A 3,039-nucleotide genomic window follows, 5' to 3' on the forward strand; every position below is an offset into this window, starting at 1 on the left:
TGAACCACATTGCCGCCGATGACGTTGATGCGGTCGGCGTCCACCCGCACGACGATGTCGCAATGGGCCGGGGCGTAGTCCCCCATCTCGCGCCGGCGGTCGGCGAGGCTGCGGTAGTCGGCGCCGCCGCGGCTGTTGCACAGCAGGTCGCCCGGCTCGATGGGCTGCTCGCCGGCGTCGTATGCGACATAGGCGGCGTCGGGCGCCGCGCCGTCGCGGGCGCGGATCGCCTGGTCGATATAGACCCGGTGCGAGATGTCGCGTTCGAACTGGGCGGGTTCGCCGAGCCCGGCTTCGCACATCACCCAGCTGACGAAGGCCGCGGACCAGGGCTGGACCCAGTCGACGGGTCCGTCATGGCCGCCGCGCCACTGGCGGTTCTGCCGGGCGAGGAGCGCCGGGCCGTCGGGCGTGGCGCTCCAGTAGCCGGCGATGGACGCATCGGCGTCCCGGCTGCTCTCCCAGGTTCCGAGCCGCAGCATGTGGCGGGCGTTGCGCGGGGCCCGGCGGAGTGGATTGGCGGAGTCGGCCACGACGCCGTCGGGCAGACGGCGGGTCTCCACCGGGCGGGCGTCGACGGTCTGGAAGCCGAAGAAGGCCCATTCCTGCACGGCGATGTCGACGATGCGGCGGCGCGCCCAGTGCGTCGGCCCGACCCGGCAGAGCGGCTGGATCATCCGCATCCGGCCGCGTTCGCCCTCGACCCGCGCCGACGGCGGAATGACGTCGAACACCTCGCGCGGCAGCCGCGCCGCCTGCGCCGCGGCGGGCGTCGCCGACGCGAGCGCCAACAGGAGGGCTACAGCGGCGCGCAAGCCCGCTCCAGCCACGCCTTCGCCTCCCCGTCCAGCAGAGGCCCGACCTTGGCCAGCGTCTCCGCATGATAGGCGTCGACATAGGCCCGTTCGGTGGCGGTCAGCAGGGCGACGTCGATCAGCTTGCGGTCCAGCGGCGCGAAGGTCAGCTGTTCGAAGCCGTGCATCGGCCGCTCCCCGCCGGGGATCGGTTCGGGCGGGGTGACCACCTGCAGGGTCTCGATGCGGATGCCCCAATGGCCCTCGCGGTAATAGCCGGGCTCGTTGGAGACGATCATGCCGGTCAGCAGCGGCTGGGAGTTGACCATTTTGGCGATGCGTTGCGGCCCTTCGTGGACGCCGAGGTAGCTGCCGACGCCGTGGCCGGTGCCATGGTCGTAGTCGAGGCCGGCCATCCACATCGGCAGGCGGGCCAGCACGTCGAGCTGGTGGCCGGTGGTGCCTTCGGGGAAGCGCACGGTGGCCATGGCGACGTGGCCCTTGAGCACGAGGGTGAACATCCGGCGCTGGTCGGCGGTCGGCTCTCCCACGGCGATGGTGCGGGTCACGTCCGTGGTGCCGTCGAGGTATTGGCCGCCGCCGTCGACGAGCAGCAGGGAGCCTTTCTCGATACGGCGGATCTTGTCGCCGACCGGCTTGTAGTGCGGCAGGGCGCCGTTGGGGCCGGCCCCGGCGATGGTGTCGAAGCTGAGATCCTTCAGGGCTCCGGTGGCCTCGCGGAAGCCTTCCAGCGCCTCGGCGATCTCGCGCTCGGTCGGCAGGGTCTGCTGGGCGACGGTGTCGACCCAGTGCAGGAAGCGGGTCAGGGCGGCGCCGTCGCGGATGTGGGCCTGACGGCTGCCCTCGACCTCGACCGGGTTCTTGCAGGCGCGCGGCAGGGTGCAGGGGTCCATGCCGCGGACGATGGTCGCGCCGGCGGCTTCGAGCCGGTCGAAATACCAGGCCGAGGACTGGCCGGGATCGATCAGCACCGGCTGGCCGGACAGGCCCTCGAGGGCCTGCGGCAGGGCCTCTGGGGCCTCCAGCGCAACCGCATCGCCAAGCCAGCCGGGCAGTTCATTGGTGACCTTGCGCGGGTCCATGAACAGTCGCGCCGTGCCGTCGGTCCGGACGATGGCCTGGGCGAGCGGCAGCGGGGTGCGGATGACGTCGCCTCCGCGGATGTTGAACAGCCAGGCGATCGAGGCGGGGGCGGTGAGCACGGCGGCCGCGGCCCCGGCTTCGCGGATCGCCTGCCCGATGCGGGCGCGTTTGGCCGCGCTGGTTTCGCCGGTGTAGCGATCGTGGTGCGGCACGACCGGGGCGTTCGGCTGCTCAGGCCGTTCGTCGCCCCAGGCGAGGTCGAGCGGGTTGGGATCGACCGGCTTCAGGCTGGCGCCGGCCTTGTCGGCGGCGCGCCTCAGGGTCGCCAGCGCGTCGGGGCTGTGCAGGCGCGGGTCGTAGCCGATCACCGCCCCCTTCGGCGCCGTCTCAAGCCAGGCGGCGAGGCCGTTGTTCTCCAGCGACAGGATTTCGAACCGGGCGGGATCGACCTGGGCGCGGACCTGGACCGTGTAGCGGCCGTCGGCGAAGACGGCGGCGCGGTCGCTGAGCACGGCCCCGGCCCCGGCCGAACCGGTGAAACCGGTCAGCCATGCGAGGCGATCGTTGGCCTCCGGGAGGTATTCGTTCTGGTGCTCGTCCTCGTGCGGGACCAGCAGGCCGTCGAGGCCCTGCTCGGCCATCTTCGCCCGGACGAGGGGCAGGTGTTTCGCCCCGAAGGACGGGTCGGTGGTTTCGTCGAAGGACTGGCGCATGGGGGGTAGATAGCGGGCGGCGGAGCCGTTGGGGAGAGTGCAGTTCTCTCTCCCCGTTCGGGGAGGGTGGTCGCGCGAGCGATCGGGGTGGCGGGACGGCGGGCGGGGATTGGCGCGGCCTTGCGGCCGCGCCCACCCGGCCTCGCCTGCGGCTCGGCCGCCCTCCCCGAGGGCGGGGAGGGAGAGAGCGGGCACGACTCTTCGCCGCTTCGTCGCGGATCGGCCTCGTCCTCTCGGGCTCGTTGTCCGGGGATGACGAAGTCATGCGGTCTCGCCCCGCCGCGCGGGGCGCGGCAGGTCGGGTGGGGAGGGCGCGGGACAGCCGGGGCTCGCCCGGTGCTGGGATGTGTTTTACCGTTTCGACGAGACAGGCTGTCCCGCGCGGCCGTTTTCCACACGCCCTCCGACTGGCGGCCCTGCCTTCGGGC

At 72.4% G+C, this 3,039-nt stretch carries 2 protein-coding genes; both read right to left on the reverse strand.

What is annotated here, in order from left to right; genetic code table 11:
* The coding region (locus tag VEC04_RS10220) for a DUF2272 domain-containing protein (protein WP_324776459.1) at positions 1 to 791 on the reverse strand (791 nt) is incomplete at its 3' end.
* A gap of 8 nt (positions 792 to 799) precedes the next feature.
* Entirely contained in the window at positions 800 to 2,611 is a 1,812-nt protein-coding gene (locus VEC04_RS10225) for an aminopeptidase P family protein (protein WP_324776461.1), read from the reverse strand.
* Positions 2,612 to 3,039 lie beyond the last annotated feature (428 nt).

Origin of the sequence: Brevundimonas sp. (assembly GCF_035626535.1) — a bacterium.
Taxonomy (GTDB): Bacteria; Pseudomonadota; Alphaproteobacteria; order Caulobacterales; family Caulobacteraceae; genus Brevundimonas.

What these genes read in the sequence shown, in the direction of transcription:
- VEC04_RS10225 (WP_324776461.1), bottom strand. Translation starts at nt 2,611, where the DNA reads ATGCGCCAGTCCTTCGACGAAACCACCGACCCGTCCTTCGGGGCGAAA.